At 68.5% G+C, this 15,749-nt stretch carries 18 protein-coding genes; 7 read left to right on the top strand and 11 right to left on the bottom strand.

Annotated features, from left to right (window positions below; genetic code table 11):
* The first annotated feature begins 266 nt into the window (after positions 1–266).
* Complete coding sequence (locus AC1RIF_RS26310; RefSeq protein WP_492604327.1) at positions 267–2,816, top strand: ATP-dependent Clp protease ATP-binding subunit; 2,550 nt, start codon at positions 267–269, stop codon at positions 2,814–2,816.
* A 67-nt stretch (positions 2,817–2,883) separates the two neighbouring features.
* Here the strand turns inward: AC1RIF_RS26310 and AC1RIF_RS26305 are convergent, their stop codons facing one another.
* Entirely contained in the window at positions 2,884–3,477 is a 594-nt protein-coding gene (locus AC1RIF_RS26305; RefSeq protein WP_492604326.1) for a nucleoside/nucleotide kinase family protein, read from the bottom strand.
* A 99-nt stretch (positions 3,478–3,576) separates the two neighbouring features.
* On the opposite strand from AC1RIF_RS26305, the gene AC1RIF_RS26300 reads away from it, so the two are divergent.
* Positions 3,577–5,178, top strand: coding sequence for an MFS transporter (locus AC1RIF_RS26300; protein WP_492604325.1), 1,602 nt, complete (start codon positions 3,577–3,579; stop codon positions 5,176–5,178).
* 75 nt (positions 5,179–5,253) lie between these two features.
* Positions 5,254–5,688: an OsmC family protein gene (locus AC1RIF_RS26295; protein ID WP_492604324.1), complete on the top strand. Its 435-nt coding sequence runs from the start codon at positions 5,254–5,256 to the stop codon at positions 5,686–5,688.
* A 58-nt stretch (positions 5,689–5,746) separates the two neighbouring features.
* Here the strand turns inward: AC1RIF_RS26295 and AC1RIF_RS26290 are convergent, their stop codons facing one another.
* The 6 genes from AC1RIF_RS26290 to AC1RIF_RS26265 all read right to left on the bottom strand — a co-directional run bounded on the left by AC1RIF_RS26290 (position 5,747) and on the right by AC1RIF_RS26265 (position 8,583).
* A complete protein-coding gene (locus tag AC1RIF_RS26290; protein WP_492604323.1) occupies positions 5,747–6,079 on the bottom strand; it encodes a ScnB in 333 nt (110 codons plus the stop codon).
* Complete coding sequence (scnC, locus tag AC1RIF_RS26285) at positions 6,076–6,774, bottom strand: thiocyanate hydrolase subunit gamma (RefSeq protein ID WP_492604322.1); 699 nt, start codon at positions 6,772–6,774, stop codon at positions 6,076–6,078. The genes AC1RIF_RS26290 and scnC overlap by 4 nt, the downstream gene beginning before the upstream one ends.
* Positions 6,775–6,782: 8 nt before the next feature.
* A complete protein-coding gene (locus tag AC1RIF_RS26280) occupies positions 6,783–7,079 on the bottom strand; it encodes an SH3-like domain-containing protein (protein WP_492604321.1) in 297 nt (98 codons plus the stop codon).
* On the bottom strand, positions 7,079–7,510 hold the full coding sequence (locus AC1RIF_RS26275) for a hypothetical protein (protein WP_492604320.1): 432 nt from the start codon (positions 7,508–7,510) through the stop codon (positions 7,079–7,081). The genes AC1RIF_RS26280 and AC1RIF_RS26275 overlap by 1 nt, the downstream gene beginning before the upstream one ends.
* 66 nt (positions 7,511–7,576) lie before the next feature.
* Positions 7,577–8,398, bottom strand: a complete 822-nt coding sequence (locus AC1RIF_RS26270; RefSeq protein WP_492604319.1) for a CbtA family protein — start codon at positions 8,396–8,398, stop codon at positions 7,577–7,579.
* The gene (locus AC1RIF_RS26265; protein ID WP_492604318.1) at positions 8,389–8,583 is read right to left on the bottom strand and encodes a CbtB domain-containing protein; all 195 of its coding nucleotides are present in this window, start codon (positions 8,581–8,583) and stop codon (positions 8,389–8,391) included. Before AC1RIF_RS26265 ends, AC1RIF_RS26270 begins: the two co-directional genes overlap by 10 nt.
* Positions 8,584–8,972: 389 nt before the next feature.
* Between AC1RIF_RS26265 and AC1RIF_RS26260 the strand changes: the two genes are divergently transcribed.
* The 3 genes from AC1RIF_RS26260 (at position 8,973) to AC1RIF_RS26250 (ending at position 12,516) form a co-directional block, all read left to right on the top strand.
* Positions 8,973–9,899 (top strand): winged helix-turn-helix transcriptional regulator, encoded by a 927-nt coding sequence (locus tag AC1RIF_RS26260; protein ID WP_492604317.1) that lies wholly within the window; start codon positions 8,973–8,975, stop codon positions 9,897–9,899.
* A gap of 144 nt (positions 9,900–10,043) precedes the next feature.
* The gene (locus AC1RIF_RS26255; RefSeq protein ID WP_492604316.1) at positions 10,044–11,714 is read left to right on the top strand and encodes a class I adenylate-forming enzyme family protein; all 1,671 of its coding nucleotides are present in this window, start codon (positions 10,044–10,046) and stop codon (positions 11,712–11,714) included.
* A gap of 55 nt (positions 11,715–11,769) precedes the next feature.
* Positions 11,770–12,516 carry a DsbA family oxidoreductase gene (locus tag AC1RIF_RS26250; protein WP_492604315.1) on the top strand — a complete coding sequence of 249 codons (747 nt, stop codon included), beginning with the start codon at positions 11,770–11,772 and terminating at the stop codon, positions 12,514–12,516.
* A 1-nt stretch (position 12,517) separates the two neighbouring features.
* On the opposite strand, the gene AC1RIF_RS26245 is transcribed toward AC1RIF_RS26250, so the two are convergent.
* The 3 genes from AC1RIF_RS26245 to mhuD all read right to left on the bottom strand — a co-directional run bounded on the left by AC1RIF_RS26245 (position 12,518) and on the right by mhuD (position 14,082).
* Positions 12,518–13,339 (bottom strand): CbtA family protein, encoded by an 822-nt coding sequence (locus AC1RIF_RS26245; RefSeq protein WP_492604314.1) that lies wholly within the window; start codon positions 13,337–13,339, stop codon positions 12,518–12,520.
* Positions 13,330–13,524: a CbtB domain-containing protein gene (locus tag AC1RIF_RS26240; protein ID WP_492604313.1), complete on the bottom strand. Its 195-nt coding sequence runs from the start codon at positions 13,522–13,524 to the stop codon at positions 13,330–13,332. The genes AC1RIF_RS26245 and AC1RIF_RS26240 overlap by 10 nt, the downstream gene beginning before the upstream one ends.
* Before the next feature lie 243 nt (positions 13,525–13,767).
* Positions 13,768–14,082: a mycobilin-forming heme oxygenase MhuD gene (gene mhuD, locus AC1RIF_RS26235; protein ID WP_492604312.1), complete on the bottom strand. Its 315-nt coding sequence runs from the start codon at positions 14,080–14,082 to the stop codon at positions 13,768–13,770.
* 44 nt (positions 14,083–14,126) lie between these two features.
* Between mhuD and AC1RIF_RS26230 the strand changes: the two genes are divergently transcribed.
* Positions 14,127–14,867 carry an alpha/beta fold hydrolase gene (locus tag AC1RIF_RS26230; RefSeq protein WP_492604311.1) on the top strand — a complete coding sequence of 247 codons (741 nt, stop codon included), beginning with the start codon at positions 14,127–14,129 and terminating at the stop codon, positions 14,865–14,867.
* A gap of 3 nt (positions 14,868–14,870) precedes the next feature.
* Here AC1RIF_RS26230 and AC1RIF_RS26225 read toward each other — a convergent pair whose 3' ends face one another.
* On the bottom strand, positions 14,871–15,749 hold the full coding sequence (locus AC1RIF_RS26225) for an HhH-GPD family protein (RefSeq protein ID WP_492604310.1): 879 nt from the start codon (positions 15,747–15,749) through the stop codon (positions 14,871–14,873).

Here is a 15,749-nt window from a genome sequence, read left to right as displayed (position 1 = left end):
TTCGCTTCAGGCGTACAGCCTTCGGGAAACGATTCCGCCACCTGCGGCGTTGAAGAGTTCGAGCAGGTCGGCTCCGCACGTTTGACGGGTGGAGGGGCGGCGGGTCGAAAGGCAGCCCACTAGAGTATGAGGTGGGGTCGTGGAACCTTCGTCGGTTCCGGAGGCCGTCAGCCTGTTGTGCCGGAGCGAAACGCGGCGGGCGGGTACGAGACACTGTGACAAGCGGGGCCTCGGACCTGGACCGCCGGAGAGTGTGAGGGAGAGCGATGTTCGAGAGGTTCACCGATCGCGCGCGGCGCGTTGTTGTCCTGGCGCAAGAAGAAGCCAGGATGCTCAACCACAACTACATCGGCACGGAACACATCCTGCTCGGTCTCATTCACGAGGGTGAGGGCGTGGCGGCGAAGTCGCTGGAGTCGTTGGGTATCTCCCTCGAAGGTGTCCGCAGCCAGGTCGAGGAGATCATCGGCCAGGGCCAGCAGGCCCCGTCCGGCCACATTCCCTTCACCCCCCGTGCCAAGAAGGTCCTCGAGCTCAGCCTGCGCGAGGCGCTGCAGCTCGGCCACAACTACATCGGCACCGAGCACATCCTGCTCGGCCTGATCCGCGAGGGCGAGGGCGTCGCCGCCCAGGTACTCGTCAAGCTGGGCGCCGACCTCAACCGTGTCCGCCAGCAGGTCATCCAGCTGCTCTCGGGCTACCAGGGCAAGGAACCGGCCGAGGCCGGCGGTAGCCGTGGCGAGGCGGGCACCCCGTCGACGTCGCTGGTCCTCGACCAGTTCGGCCGCAACCTCACCCAGGCCGCCCTCGAAGGCAAGCTCGACCCGGTCATCGGCCGCTCGAAGGAAATCGAGCGCGTCATGCAGGTGCTGAGCCGCCGCACCAAGAACAACCCTGTCCTCATCGGTGAGCCGGGCGTCGGCAAGACCGCCGTGGTCGAGGGCCTCGCACAGGCCATCGTCAACGGTGAGGTCCCCGAGACCCTCAAGGACAAGCAGCTCTACACGCTGGACCTGGGCTCCCTGGTGGCCGGCAGCCGTTACCGCGGTGACTTCGAGGAACGCCTCAAGAAGGTGCTCAAGGAGATCAACACCCGCGGCGACATCATCCTGTTCATCGACGAGCTGCACACCCTCGTCGGTGCAGGCGCGGCCGAGGGCGCCATCGACGCGGCCTCGATCCTCAAGCCGAAGCTGGCCCGCGGCGAGCTGCAGACCATCGGTGCCACCACGCTCGACGAGTACCGCAAGTACATCGAGAAGGACGCCGCCCTGGAGCGTCGCTTCCAGCCGGTGCAGGTCGGCGAGCCGACGGTCGAGCACACCATCGAAATCCTCAAGGGTCTGCGCGACCGCTACGAGGCGCACCACCGCGTCTCGATCACGGACAGCGCGTTGGTCGCGGCGGCCACCCTGGCCGACCGCTACATCAACGACCGCTTCCTGCCGGACAAGGCCATCGACCTCATCGACGAGGCAGGCGCCCGGATGCGCATCCGTCGGATGACCGCACCGCCGGACCTGCGCGAGTTCGACGACAAGATCGCCGACGCGCGCCGCGAGAAGGAATCCGCGATCGACGCGCAGGACTTCGAGAAGGCCGCGAACCTGCGCGACAAGGAGAAGACCCTCGTCGCTCAGCGTGCCGAGCGCGAGAAGCAGTGGCGTTCCGGTGACCTGGACGTCATCGCCGAGGTCGACGACGAGCAGATCGCCGAGGTGCTGGGCAACTGGACCGGTATCCCGGTCTTCAAGCTCACCGAGGAGGAGACCACGCGACTGCTCCGCATGGAGGAGGAGTTGCACAAGCGGATCATCGGCCAGGAGGACGCCGTCAAGGCCGTCTCCAAGGCGATCCGCCGCACCCGTGCCGGCCTGAAGGATCCGAAGCGTCCGTCCGGCTCGTTCATCTTCGCCGGCCCGTCCGGTGTCGGTAAGACCGAGCTGTCCAAGGCGCTCGCGAACTTCCTGTTCGGCGACGACGACGCGCTCATCCAGATCGACATGGGCGAGTTCCACGACCGGTTCACCGCGTCGCGTCTGTTCGGGGCCCCTCCCGGCTACGTCGGCTACGAAGAGGGCGGCCAGCTCACCGAGAAGGTGCGCCGCAAGCCGTTCTCGGTGGTCCTGTTCGACGAGATCGAGAAGGCACACCAGGAGATCTACAACACCCTCCTGCAGGTGCTCGAGGACGGCCGTCTCACCGACGGTCAGGGTCGTACGGTCGACTTCAAGAACACCGTGTTGATCTTCACCTCGAACCTGGGTACCTCGGACATCTCGAAGGCCGTGGGTCTGGGCTTCTCCGCCGGAACGGGTTCCGAGTCGAACTACGAGCGCATGAAGCTCAAGGTCAACGACGAGCTCAAGAAGCACTTCCGCCCCGAGTTCCTCAACCGTATCGACGACATCATCGTCTTCCACCAGCTGACCAAGGATCAGATCATCCAGATGGTGGACCTGATGATCGGTCGCGTCGAGAAGCAGCTGAAGAACAAGGACATGGACATCGAGCTGACGGAGCAGGCCAAGTCGCTGCTTGCGAAGCGCGGCTTCGATCCGGTGCTGGGTGCGCGGCCGCTGCGTCGCACCATTCAGCGCGAGATCGAGGACCAGCTGTCGGAGAAGATCCTCTTCAACGAGATCGGTCCCGGTCAGATCGTGCTCGTCGACGTCGACGGTTGGGACGGCGAGAGCGCGGGCGAGGACGCGAAGTTCACGTTCACGCCCAGCCCGAAGCCGGTCACGGTTCCGGACTCGTTGCCCATCGACATGGCCAAGGCTGCCCCCGCAGAGGGCGATCACTCGGCCGAGTAGGTTCACAGGCACCGACGACGCCCCGCACGCAGCAGCGTGCGGGGCGTCGTCGTGTATCAGGTCTGTGTCAGGTCGTCACCGCGACGTGGGCGGCGCGCCGCGTCCGGTCCGGCCCGAACAGCGCCGCCTCCTGCCGGGCCCAGCGGTCCCAGTGCGGCCGGAACATGTCGCCGTCGCGCTGCAGGGCGCGTCGCATCCGCTCGTCCGGCGCGGCGTCGACGAACACCCGGACCGCGAAGTACCCGCGTGCGCTGCCGCAGGTCGAGCCGGCGCCCTCGACGATCAGGAAGCGGTGGCGGCGGATCGTGCGCCACTCCGCGTATCCGCCGCGATGCCAGTCGTAGCGCCGATAGCGCGGGTTCCGCCCGCGGGCGGCGGGGGAGAGGATCCACCGGACGAGTAGCTGCACCGATGCGGCCAGGCCGTCCCAACCGGGGTACAGGTCGTCCATCCGGACGATCGGCGCGTCGCCGAGCGCCTCGGAGACGCGGGCGGCCAGGGTCGATTTTCCGCCGCCCGCGGGGCCGTCGATGCCGACCATGATCGTCCCGCGACCTTCGTGCCACCGACGACGCCGTCGGTGGGCGGCGCGCGCCAGTGCTGCGGTCCGAGCTGCGCCCTCGGCAAGGGCACGGCTGATCTGAGCGTCGTCGGTGATCACGGTCAGCACGTTATGCCGATCGTCGCCGCGGTCGGTATTCGTGGTGGCGTGTCGGCCTGTCGAGGCGCGGGACGGACTTCGATGGTGTGAACTGGCCGCATGACGTCCGCTGCGGTCGGGTCTCGCCCCGCCCGGGCCTCGTTCGTCCTGACGGCCCTGATCCTCGTGGCCGCCGTGGCGAACCTGAACCTGGCGGTGGCGAATGTCGCGTTGCCCGACATCGGTCGGGCCTTCGACGCGAGCCAGACTCAACTGAACCTGATCGCCGTCGGCTATTCCGTCGGACTGGCGGGGTCGGTGCTGTATCTCGGTGCTCTCGGGGACCGGTTCGGGCGCAAGATGATGCTGGTGCTCGGCATGGCGCTGTCCCTGCCGGCGTGCATCATCGCTGCGTTCGCGCCGACCGTCGAGGTGCTGATCCTCGCGCGACTGCTCGGCGGTGTCGCGGCCGGCATGGCTTTCCCGACCACCCTCGCGCTGATCACTGCGCTCTGGTCGGGGCCGGGTCGGACCAAGGCGATCGCGCTGTGGTCCGCGATCGGCGGTGGCATCTCCTCGCTCGGACCGCTCGTGTCCGGCGCGCTGTTGCAGTCGTTCGAGTGGGGCTCGGTGTTCCTGGTGACGGTGCCGCTGGCGCTGGTCGCGCTGGGGTTCGCCGTGGTGTTCGTGCCGAGCCACGTCAACGAGTCGACCGATCCGGTGGACCACCTCGGCGGGATCGTCTCGGTGATCCTGGTGGCGGCGCTGGTGCTGGGCATCAACTTCGCGCCCGTCGACGGGATGCGGATGACTGCGCTGTCGATGCTGCTGGTGGCGGCCGCGGCGGGTGTGGCGTTCGGCATCCGCCAGTTGCGGGCGAAGTATCCGCTGTTCGACCTGACGGTGGCCCGGCGGCGGATCTTCTGGGTGGCGGCCGTGGCGGGCATCGTCGTGTTCGGGACACTGATGGGGACGATGTACATCGGTCAGCAGTTCATGCAGAACGTGCTCGGGTACTCCACGCTGGCAGCAGGTTCCGCCGGCCTGCCCGCGGCGGCCGTCATGGTGGTCGTGGCCCCGCAATCGGCCAAGCTGGTCGAGTCGCACGGCGCGCGGTTCACGCTGTTGCTCGGGTACACGTCGATCGTGCTGGGGCTGCTGGTGGCGTTGCTGCTGTGGAAGGAGGATGCGCAGTACTGGAAGATCGCGCTCGGCTACATGTTCCTCGGCGCGGGCGTCGGACTCGCCGGTACTCCTGCCTCGCACTCGCTGACCGGGTCGGTGCCGGTGTGGCGGGCGGGTATGGCGTCGGGCACCGCGGACCTGCAGCGCGACCTGGGTGGCGCGATCGTGCAGTCGGTGCTCGGCGCGCTGCTCACCGCCGGGTACTCGGCCTCGTTCGCCGCCGCGATCGCCGCCAGCCCGGACTCGGGTGCCGTAAGTGACCAGACCGAGGCCGCGCTGGAGAAGTCGTTCGCCGGTGCCGAGAACGTTGCGGAGCGGTATCCGCAGTACGCGGACGCGATCACCACGGCAGCCCGCGCGGCCTTCCTCGACGGTGACACCCGCGCGTACGGTGCGGCGATCGTGATCGTCCTGGTCGGCGCGGCCCTCGTCTTCTTCGTCTTCCCGCACCGGGATCGCGAACGGGAACTGCTCGCGGAGTATCGGGAGACCGATGAGGCGGTCGCCCGCGCCGACGATGCCGCCAGTGGATCCTGAGCAAACCGGGGGCGCCGGGGGCGGTGTCGGGGAACACTGGTGGGCGTCACCGCACACTTCGACGGAAGGACTCCCATGCCCACACGTACCGCACGCACCGCATGGAACGGCACGCTCGAAAAGGGTTCGGGGCAGGTCGAACTCACCAGTTCAGGGGTGGGCACCTTCGAGGTGTCGTTCCCGAAGCGAGCCGCCGACGACGCCGGGGGGACCACCAGCCCGGAGGAGTTGATCGCGGCGGCGCACTCGTCCTGCTACGCGATGCAGTTGTCCGCGCTGATCGGCGAGGCGGGCGGCGTCACGCAGAGCCTCGACATCCGTGCCGACGTCACCCTCGGCCCCGACGAACCGGGCTTCAAGCTCACCGGGATCGCGCTCACCGTCCGCGGTGAGGTAGACGGCCTGGACGCTGCGGGGTTCGCCCGTGTCGCCCAGGCCGCCAAGGAGTCCTGCCCTGTGAGCAAGGCCCTCACCGGCGTCGCGATCACGCTGGACGCCGCGCTCGAGTAGCCCGTGTGGCGGGCGCTCGAACGTTTCTGTGACGGAAGCTCTTACGGCTCCCTCGGTGTCAGTCGTGTTCGAGTCTCGCCCTGACCCGGTCCATCTTCTCCTTCAGTTCGTCCTGTGTCACGATGCCGCGGTCGAGCAGCGTGTGCGCCGTGGTGATGGCGGACCGGGAGTGGACCGGGAACTCGCGGTAGACGGTCTCGCCCAGCTCGTCCTCGGTGTGCCGGCGCTCCAGGTTGTCCCAGGCGCCTCGCCACGACAGACATTCGACGGTGGCCTGCATCGCCGATTCCCACGGATCGGGCTTGCGGTCGGTGTCGGGGAGGGCGCCGTCACGCGCGGAGCCGTCCTGCAGCGTGCCGAGGATGACCTCGTACCCCTGTGCGGTCGTCACTTGCCACCTCCAGCGGACGGTGCCTCGGATGCGTCCCAGTCTGCCGACGGCAGGGCCACTCCGATCATCGTGTCGCGGGTGACGATCTTCTCGAGCTGCTCCTCGGACCACCCTTCGGTGCCCTCGGGGCGCATCGGCATTACCATGAATCTCGACTTCTGATTCGAATCATGCACCCGCACTTCGACATCTGACGGGAAGTGCAGGCCGAACTCGGCGAGCACCTCGCGCGGCCGCCGGACCATGCGGCGTCGATAGTTCGGCGTCCGGTACCAGTCGGGCGACATCCCCAGCACGGGGCGCGGGTAGCACGAGCACAACGTGCACACGATCACGTTGTGCACGTTCGGGGTGTTTTCGAGGACATAGAAGTAGGTGTAGTCGCTCGGTGTGCCGGTACCCGTCGGGTCGGTCCAGTCGATGCCGACCTCCTTGCTGGCTTCGGTCCCGTCCTCGAGGAGACGCTTCTTGAACTCGGGGTCGGTCCAGGCCTTGGCGACCATTCTCGACCCGCCGGACGGTCCGATCGATTCGGCCCACTCCGAGAACCGGCGGTGGTCTTCCGCGGAGAACAGGCCCTTCTCGATTGCGAGTTCGCGCACGGCGAGTTCGAGGACCTCGAACTCGCTGATCTCCTCGGAGGCCTGGATGGGTGCGTGTGCATCCTTGCCGGAATGGCTGTGTGAGTCGCTCACTTCTCCTCCTACTGGTCCTTCTCGGGAGCCCGGAGCCAGCCCTCCGCGCATTCGGTCTCCAGTGTGTCGATGTCGTACCCGGTGTAACGGGGCCACAGATCGGTCTGCTTGAACGAGACGACGTAGAACGGTTCCTTGCGTCCGGTCTCGAGTTTGTCGAATGCCTCGTCCTCCGGAATCACCCAGTCGGGCCGGTGGGCGACGACGATGCCGGGCTGATTGCGCACGAATGCCTGTGTGCGAGTGTGGAAGATGCTGGTCTGGTCCTTGACGACCACGCGGTCGCCCACTTTGAACTTCGGCATCACTTCCTCGCCTCCTGGAGACGTGCCCGCACCTCGTCGATCTTGTCCGAGAGTTCGTCGAGCGGGATGAGTCCCTTGTCGACCATCACCTTGGCGGCGACGGTGATCCAACGTGCGTAGTACGGGAGCCCGAAGTACTGGGTCTCACCGAGGTCGACCTCGGCCCGCCGGCGCATTTCCGAGTTCCACGCGCCACGCCACCCCAGGCATTCGCACGTGACGTACGTGTTCATCTCCCAGGCCTCTTCCTCCTTCTCGAGGTACTCGACCGGGAGTGCCGGTTGCCCGCCGACGTCGTGCAGGACGTGTCGCAGGATGTCGTACTGCGCGTTGGTGATCGAGTACGGCGAATCCTGAGCGTCGTGGACTGCGGGGGTGATCTTCGCCAGACCGTCGGTGAGGGTCTGGAATTGTGCCTGGTTGGTGCTCATGGAGGTCTCCCTTCCATGCGGGGTTCGGTGATTCCGGTTGTGTCCGAATCCTCGTCAGGTCCCCTCCTAGGATCGCGCGGTGTCGGTCGTCGGTGCCCGCTCCGGCGTCGAGGCAGCTGCCGTGGCCTCGGGGGAACTGCTGCGCTGTGCGCGTTCGGTGAGGTAGGCGAACGCCATCCCCAGGCTCAGCCACAGCGTGGTCTGCGTCGCCAACGACGACATCCGGAACTGCCACAGCAGGGTGGCGGGGAAGTCCTCTCCCACTTCGTTCACGGTCGGGAGCAGGAGATATCCGACGGTGACGATCGCGAGGAAGGTGACGATCGCGACGGCGGTCCGAACTGTCCGGTAGCGTTGTGACGCAATCGCTTTCGTGACGTACACGGCGGCCCCCACCGCGGCGAGTCCGAGTACGAGGGCGGCCAGCCACAGCAGTGTCCGCTCGTTGATGGTGTCCGGATCACCCACCGCGGGTGGATTGGCCGGGTACTTGAAGAACGGGACGGCCTCGACGGCGAGCCAACCGGCCCCGGCCATCCCGAGTGCGAGCAGTGGTCCGGACATCGTGGTGAATCGACGTGCGTTGTGTGCGGCGACACCGAAGATCGCTCCCAGCGCCAGGCCGGCGAGCGTCGTCGCGAGGATCAGTCCGGCCCGCTGTCCGTCTCGCGTGACCAGCGGTTCGTCGCTGCCGGAGTGCGTGGCGGCGGTGGCCCCGTGATCGTGGGGGGCGTCGGCGCCCGCGGACGCGGATTCCTCGATCTCGATGGCGGCCGCGACGTGCGGTTCTCCGAGCACGAAGGCGACTGCGCCGGTGAGGAGCCCGGCGATCAGTCCGGCGAGAAGGCCTCGCAGCAGCAGGCTCTTCAACGATCCGGTCAGTGGCACGGGAGCCCCAGGAGGTGTCGGCCGTCGTGCATCAGTTCGTGCATGTACATCCCGGTGCGGGAGATGGCGCCCTGGTCGAAGCCGACGACGTAGAGCGTGACGAGGGCGAGGAGAACCACGCCCACCGCGACGAGTGCGATGCCGAGTGATTCGATTGCCCGATCCGGGCTGTGGACGAGAGTCATGGTCCCTCCTGGATGCGTCCCGGACACCGCTCACGTGTCCGAGCGCCTCGCTGCAGTGATTCGAGGATCTTCCGTTGCCCCGGGCAGGGCCGGGGGTCTTCACGCGCTGGATGGAGGCGGCCGCGAACGGGTTCGGCCGGGTGAGTCGAAGCCGTTGGCGACCGCCGACGGTGGGAGCGGCCGAGTCCCGGTCGGTCGGAAGACGCCACCGACGCTACGCGGCCGAGACGGTGGTTCTCGTGGACTTGTGGACTTCGCACAACTGCGAACGTTCGGTCGGGACGGTGGGACGAGAGGTGGTGTCGGGCAATCGGGTACGACCCCCGAAACCGGACCTTCCACGCCGTGGTCTGTGCGATACTCCGGCCACTGACGAGGGGGAGCTGGTCATGCGTGGGGGAGGCTACGTACCGGATCCGGGTCGCGACAACGCGCTCGCGATCGCATTCGGTCTGCTCGGTGACGAGTGGAACCTGTGGATTCTCGATCAGGCGCTGCGTGGGGCGCGGCGGTACAGCGACTGGGCGGGTCGGGGGAAGATCTCGAACTCGGTCCTGACCGGACGGCTGGCCCGGCTGACCGATGCGGGCCTGCTCGACAAGGTCGTGTTTCCGTTCCATCCGACGCGGCCCGAGTACGTGCTCACCGATCGCGGCCGCGCGGTGTGGCCGATTCTCGCGGCGATGTGGTCGTGGGAGCGCGAGTGGGCGCCGGACGGCCCGGCCGGTCTGGTGCGGATGCGGCACCTCGACTGCGGGGCCGAGTGCACACCGGTGATGGTGTGTGCACGGTGCCGCGTGCCGGCAGGGCTGGACGACGTGACCGTGGCCCTCGGTCCGAGGGGTGGGCGATCGGGCAGCGTCCCGCCGGCCGCCGGCCGCCGTCGCTCCGGCGCGGCCCGTCGGCGAGCACAGTTGCCGCACACGATGGAACTGGTCGGCAACCGGTGGTCCGCTGCGTTGCTCGGTGCGGCCTCGCTCGGGGCGACGAGATTCGGGGCCTTCGCCGAGTGGACGGGCGTGCCCTCGGCCGTCCTGGCGGATCGGTTGCGGGTCTTCACCGAACTCGGTGTGCTGAGCGAGCGCCCGGCGCCGGAGCACCCGGGGCGGGTCACCTATCACCTGACGAGGAAGGGCCGGGCCTTCTTCCCAGTCGTGGCGACCATGATCGAGTGGGGTCAGTGGTCGTTCGGGGCGGCGGACCGCAGCGCCCTGTCGATCGGCCATCGCGGTTGCGCGGGGTCCTTCTCGCCGCGACTGGTGTGCAGCCACTGTTCCGGATTGCTCCAGGCCAGAGGGACGCACCGGCTCCAGTAGGTCACAGGCGGGCATCGAGAACGGCCAGGTCAGGGGACACAGGTCGCGCGTGGGTAACAGTCCGTGGTAAATCTAGTGACGCAGATCACACCGCTAACTGAAGTGACGACGGTCGGGGCGTCGGATCGATAGAAGGGAAGGCGCATGGGGAGCCTGAAGATTCACCCTCAGATCCGGATCAACGAGTACACCGCTTCCGGTGCATGGACGCCCGAGACAGTCCGACAACTCTTCGCCGACCGAGTGCGGGAGCGTGGATCCCAGCTTGCGGTGGTCGATCCCGTGAACAAGGCCGAGTATGTCGACGCGCTGCCGCGTCGCGTCACGTGGGCCGAGCTCGACGCCGACGTCGACCGACTGGCGGCGGTGCTGCTCGAGGCCGGGATCAGGGCCGGTGAGGTGATCGCCGTCCAGTTGCCGAACACCGTCGAACAGGTCGCCGTGTTCCTCGCGTCCTGGCGGATCGGCGCGATCGTGTCGCCGCTGCCGGTGCACTCGACCGATGCGGAAATCGTCGAGACGTGCAACGAGTCGTGTGCCAGTGCCTTCGTCACCGCGGGCCGGGTCGGATCGAGCCCCGTTGCGGGGCGGGTGATGTCCGTGCGGCCGCAGATCCCCACGCTGCGGGTCGTCCTGAGTTACGGGGTGGGTGTGCCCGACGGAGTCGTGCGGATCGGGCACGCGGTGCCGACGGCTGCCGACGTCGAGAGGGTCGTCCAGTGCGCGTCAGCGCACGTCGTCGACCCCAACGATTGCATCGCGATCTGCTGGACGGCCGGGACCGAGGGCGAACCGAGAGGCGTGCCGCGCGCGCATTACGAGTCGCTCGCTCAGGCCCGGGCCCTCGCCCGCGCGGCGTCACTGACCGTCGACGACGTCATCCTCAACCCGTTCCCGATGATGGCGGCCGCGGGGATCATCGGAACGCTGCTGCCGTGGCTCTACGCCGGGTGCGTGCTGGTGCAGCATCAGCCGTCCGACCGCGACGTCTTCCTGCGTCAGATCGCGGAGGAGAAGGTCACGTACACCGCGGGGCGGCCGACGGCACTCGCTGCGATCGCTTTTCGGGAGGGGTCCGCGGTGGACCTGTCGACGCTCACCCGGATCGGTGTCGGCGCCGGACCGATGGCGCCCGACACGGTGCGGAAGTGGAGGGAGGACTACGGGGTCGAGTTGATCAACTTCTTCGGCACCGTCGAAGGGGTGAGCCTGCGATCGGCGCCGGCGGACGTGGCGCGGGAACAGCGGACGCTGTTGTATCCGCGGGCCGGCGACGACATGGGCACCGAGGTCCGGCTGGTGGACCGTGGCACCGGCCGCGAGATCGTCGTCCCGGGTGTGCTCGGCGAGCTCCGGGTCAAGGGGCCGACGGTGTTCGCGGGGTACCTCAATCCGGCGCGGGACCGGGATCCGTTCGACGCGGACGGCTTCCTCCGGACCGGCGAGTTGTTCGTGATCGGTGGACCGGACGACAAGTACCTCAGGTTCGTCGACCGGGCACCGGACCTCGTCGTGCGCGGCGGGGTCCCGGTCGGGTCGGTCGAGCTGGAGATGCTGATCGCGGAGCACCCCTCGGTCGCGGAGGTGGCGGTCGTCGGATGTCCCGACGACGCGGTGGGTGAACGCATCGTCGCGGTGGTGGGATGCCGGCCCGGGGCGGTTCTCGGCCTCGATGAGCTGGTCGAGTTCCTCGCCGGCCGCGGTGTCGGTGCCGACGAGGCACCCGAGCGTCTCGTCATCTCCCGGGGCCTGCCGCGCAACCGATCCGGCAAGGTCCTCAAGCGGGAGTTGCGGGAGCAGGTGAGTCGCGGCTGACCCTGCCCTCGGTGGGCGCGGAACAAGACGCGCCCGCCGTGTGTTCGAATGCCTCGTGACCATCGAGAGCAATGCCAGTGCCGTGTCCGCCGCAGATCTGCCCACCGTCCTGATCGAGGTGTGGTCGGACGTCGCCTGTCCGTGGTGCTACATCGGCAAGCGCCGCTTCACGGCGGCCCTCGCCGAGTTTCCGCACCGCGACCGGGTGTCGGTGGTGTGGCGGTCGTACCAGCTCGCCCCGGACACTCCGGTCGGCGCGCGGCGCGGTGAGCTCGAGGCGCTCGTAGAACACAAGGGCATGCCGGCCGACCAGGTGCGGCAGATGTTCGGGCATGTCGCCCGGACGGCCGCGGCCGATGGCATCGTCATGGACTTCGACACCGTGATCGCGGCCAACACGTTCGACGCGCACCGCCTGTTGCACCTGGCCGGCGACCATCGTGACGCGCTGCTCGAGGCGTTGTTCCGCGCGCACTTCACGGACGGCGCGGTGATCGACGACCGGAGCGTGCTCGTCGAGATCGCGGCGAGTGTGGGCCTGGACGCCGACGAGGTGGCCGCGGCGCTGGGCAGCGACGCCGCCGCCGACCTGGTCCGCGCGGACCTCGACGCGGCACGGCAGCTGCAGGTCTCGGGGGTGCCGTTCTTCGTGGCGAACCGACGCATCGCGGTGTCGGGCGCGCAGCCGACGGACGTGTTCGCGGAGTTGCTCCGCCAGGCGTACGACCACACGGCGGGCGAGAGCGGTGCAGCCCCCGGCGGAGACGCCGAGGGCTGCACCGACGATTCGTGCGCGATCTGATCTAACGGGTCACGCGGCGGGTGGCGCGTTCGGTGAGGAACGCGAACGCCAGCCCAAGCACGAGCCACAGTGCCGCCTGCGTCGCGAGTGACGAGATCCGGAACTGCCACAACAGCGTGGCAGGGAAGTCCTCGCCGACCTCGTTGATGCCGGGGAGCGCGATGTACCCGATCGCGACCACGACGAGGAACGCGGCGACCTGACCGATCACGCGCAGCGTCACCAGTTGCCGGTCGCGCAGAAGCCGTCCGACGTAGACGGCCGCGGCGACGGCGGCCAGCCCGAGTACCACGGACGCGAGCCACAGCCACGTGCGTTGGTTGACGGTGTCCGGGTCGCCGACAGCCGGCGGGTTCGCCGGGTACTTGAAGAACGGCACGGCTTCGATTGCGAGCCAACCGCATCCAGCCACCACGACGGCGAGGAGGGGACCCGCCATCGTGGTGAACCGGCGTGCGTAGTGCACGACGACGGCAAAGATCGCTCCCAGCGCCAGGCCGGCGAGCGTCGTCGCGAGGAACAGGCCGAAGCGCTGACCCGTGCGGCTGACGAGGGCGTCCTCGCCGTGCGAGTGCCCCTCGGGTTCCCCGGCGGCGGTCTCGTCGTGGTCGTGCGGTGCGGTCGCGGTTTCGCCTCCGTGATGGTCCGGTTCGGCCGGGGCGGCAGCCGACTCCTCGATCTCGATCGCCGCCTGCACGCGCGGCTCACCGAGCGTGAACGCGACCACGCCGCCCAGCAGGCCGGCGATCAGGCCGGCCAGCAGTCCGCGGAGAAGAAGGGTCCCGAGGTTTTCGGTGACCGTGGGGAACGTCGTCAGTGACACGGCAGGCCCAGCAGGTGCCGACCGTCATGCATCAGTTCGTGCATGTACATGCCACTGCGGGAGATTGCGCCCTGATCGAAGCCGACCAGGTAGAGCGCGAGCATTGCGAGCAGGACGACTGCCGCTGCGATGAGGGCGACGGTGGCCGAGTCGGCCGACCTGTCGGGTGAATAGGCGATTGCCATCGGTGCCTCCTGGGATTTCGCGTCCCGTTGGATCCATGCGATGGCCGGGGTGTCTGGCTCTCGAGGGCGGGCCCTCGATCACAGTGGCGCGACCGCTCCGGAATGAAGACCGGATTACCGTCGAACCATCGCTTCTGTCGAGCGAACTTTGGCACCCCACCGGTCACGGTGTCAATCGGGTGATCGACACCGTGACCGTTATGTCCGTTATCGGCGCTGTGCTCCCGAATCGGATGTGGTGGATCAGGATTCGGACGCTGCCGCCACGTCGAGGACCACCTCGAACTCGAGCAGCGAGGCCCCGCTCGCGACCGGCTTCGCGCGCTCGCCGGCGTGCGCCTCGCGGGCCGGGCCGCTGGCCCATGCCTGGAACGCCTCGTCGGACTCCCACTGCGTGACGACGAAGTAGCGGTTGTCGCCCTTCACCGGACGCAGCAGCTGGAATCCGAGGAAACCGGGGGAGTTCTCCACCGCGTGGGCGCGAGCGGCGAACCGCTTCTCCAATTCGGGGCCGGCGCCCTCGGGGATCTCGATTGCGTTGATCTTCACGACTGCCATGGACGTGAGGGTACTCCGCACGCCGGTGGGTTACCGTCGGTCCTGTGTTGCACGACGAGGGTGGGACCGGCCGGCCGATACTGCTGCTCCACGGGCTGATGGGCAGCTCGCGGACGTGGGTGCGGCACGTGCCGTGGCTGCGTGAGCTCGGCCACGTCTACACGTTCGACGCGGCCGGCCACGGGCGTCCGATCGACGGCGACCCGACGACGGAACTGTTCGTCGCAGACCTGGCGGCGGCTCTCGACGGGCTCGACGAACCGCTCACGGTAATCGGGCATTCGATGGGCGCGCTGCACGCATGGTGCTTCGCGGCCGCTCACCCCGGGCGGGTTCGTGCGCTGGTGCTCGAGGACATGGCCCCGGACTTCCGTGGACGGACGGCAAACGATTGGGCGGCAATGGTTTCCGCGTGGCCGCAGCCTTTCCCCACCGAGGAGTCCGTGCTCGAGTACTTCGGGGAGGTGGCCGGCCGCTACTTCCTCGACTCGTTCGAGCGCCGCGCCGACGGCTGGTACCTGCACGGCGACGTCGAGACGTTCCGCGACATCTCCGAGGAGTGGGGCACTCGCGACTTCTGGGCGCAGTGGGAGTCCGTCGCCGCGCCCGCACTGCTGATCGAGGGCGAGTTCACGATCACCCCGGAGGGGCAGATGCGCCGCATGCTCGACGGCCACGACGACGCTCGCTACGTGTGGGTGGCCGACGCCGGTCACCTCGTCCACGACGATCAGCCCGAGCGGTACCGCGACGCCGTCGAGGAGTTCCTGAAGACGTTGGACTGAGCGTCAGCCGCCCTCGCCGGCGAGGGCGAACAGTCCGTCCTCGGTCTGCTCGATCAGCCCGTCCACGAGGAGCGAATCGAGTGCGCGGTCGCGCTGCCCGGGGTCGCTGAGCCACACGAGGTCGAGTTGCGCGCGCTCCACCGGGTGGGTGCTGCCCCGCAGCACGTCCATCAGCTTCCCGCGAACCTGCCGATCCGTGCCCGCGAACTTCTGCACCTTGCGCGGTTCGCCGGTGTACGCGGGCCTGCCCGCCTCCACCCACGTGCAGCGCGGCAGCGGGCAGGCATCGCAGTCCGGGGTGCGGGCGGTGCACACCGTGGCGCCCAGTTCCATCAGAGCGGCCGAGAAGCGGGCCGCGCGTTCGCGGGTGCGGGGCAGCAGTGCATCGACGTCGGCCATGTCGCGCTTCGCCGACGGATTGCCCTGGTCGGCCCGGCCGTGCACGGCGCGCGCGACGACTCGTCGAACATTGGTGTCCACCACCGGAACTCGCTGACCGTACGCGAAGCATGCGACCGCGCGGGCGGTGTAGTCGCCGATCCCCGGTAGGCCCAGCAGGACATCGACGTCGGCAGGGACGGCATCACCGTGTTCGGCGGCGAGGACGCCCGCGCACTCGTGGAGGCGAAGCGCCCGCCGCGGGTAGCCGAGCTTGCCCCACGCGCGCAGGACGTCGGCCTGGCTCGACGCCGCCATCAGCGACGGCACCGGCCACCGGCGCACCCATTCCTCCCAGATCGGCGCGACGCGTACGACGGGCGTCTGCTGCAGCATGATCTCGCTCATCAGGATCTGCCAGGCCGTCACGCCGTCGCGACGCCACGGCAGATCCCGGGCCTGGTCGTCGTACCAGCGCAGCAGTGCCGAACTGTCCACCGCCAT

The sequence above is a fragment of the Prescottella sp. GW823-FHT02E09 genome (genome assembly GCF_058797375.1).
Note: the sequence above shows the minus strand (reverse complement) of the source record. Positions and strands in the feature narration are given on the sequence as shown.

Excerpts from the sequence above, each read along its gene's own strand:
- AC1RIF_RS26310 (WP_492604327.1), top strand. The coding sequence starts at position 267 with ATGTTCGAGAGGTTCACCGATCGCGCGCGGCGCGTTGTTGTCCTGGCG.
- AC1RIF_RS26300 (WP_492604325.1), top strand. The coding sequence starts at position 3,577 with ATGACGTCCGCTGCGGTCGGGTCTCGCCCCGCCCGGGCCTCGTTCGTC.
- AC1RIF_RS26295 (WP_492604324.1), top strand. The coding sequence starts at position 5,254 with ATGCCCACACGTACCGCACGCACCGCATGGAACGGCACGCTCGAAAAG.
- AC1RIF_RS26280 (WP_492604321.1), bottom strand. The coding sequence starts at position 7,079 with ATGCCGAAGTTCAAAGTGGGCGACCGCGTGGTCGTCAAGGACCAGACC.
- AC1RIF_RS26275 (WP_492604320.1), bottom strand. The coding sequence starts at position 7,510 with ATGAGCACCAACCAGGCACAATTCCAGACCCTCACCGACGGTCTGGCG.
- AC1RIF_RS26265 (WP_492604318.1), bottom strand. The coding sequence starts at position 8,583 with ATGACTCTCGTCCACAGCCCGGATCGGGCAATCGAATCACTCGGCATC.
- AC1RIF_RS26260 (WP_492604317.1), top strand. The coding sequence starts at position 8,973 with ATGCGTGGGGGAGGCTACGTACCGGATCCGGGTCGCGACAACGCGCTC.
- AC1RIF_RS26255 (WP_492604316.1), top strand. The coding sequence starts at position 10,044 with ATGGGGAGCCTGAAGATTCACCCTCAGATCCGGATCAACGAGTACACC.
- AC1RIF_RS26240 (WP_492604313.1), bottom strand. The coding sequence starts at position 13,524 with ATGGCAATCGCCTATTCACCCGACAGGTCGGCCGACTCGGCCACCGTC.
- mhuD (WP_492604312.1), bottom strand. The coding sequence starts at position 14,082 with ATGGCAGTCGTGAAGATCAACGCAATCGAGATCCCCGAGGGCGCCGGC.
- AC1RIF_RS26225 (WP_492604310.1), bottom strand. The coding sequence starts at position 15,749 with ATGGCGGTGGACAGTTCGGCACTGCTGCGCTGGTACGACGACCAGGCC.